Origin of the sequence: Stenotrophomonas sp. GbtcB23 (assembly GCF_019091045.1) — a bacterium.
GTDB lineage: Bacteria > Pseudomonadota > Gammaproteobacteria > Xanthomonadales > Xanthomonadaceae > Stenotrophomonas > Stenotrophomonas rhizophila_A.
In genome coordinates, this window is record NZ_JAGXKC010000526.1 from 1 (window position 1) to 252 (window position 252).

General features: G+C 59.1%; 1 protein-coding gene. It reads right to left on the minus strand.

Translation table 11 applies throughout. From position 1 onward, the window contains the following. Positions 1-252: 30S ribosomal protein S12 (rpsL, locus tag KVS69_RS20010; protein ID WP_217539958.1), on the minus strand; the 252-nt coding region annotated here is incomplete at both ends.

Here is a 252-nt window from a genome sequence, read left to right on the forward strand (position 1 = left end):
GACGCTTCGCACCGTACTTCGAACGGCGCTGCTTACGGTTCTTGACACCCTGGGTATCGAGAACGCCGCGGATGATGTGGTAACGGACACCCGGCAAGTCCTTAACGCGGCCGCCGCGGATCATGACGACGGAGTGTTCCTGCAGGTTGTGGCGTTCACCCGGAATATAGCCGATAACTTCGAAACCGTTGGTCAGGCGGATCTTGGCGACCTTACGCAGAGCCGAGTTCGGCTTCTTCGGGGTCGTCGTAT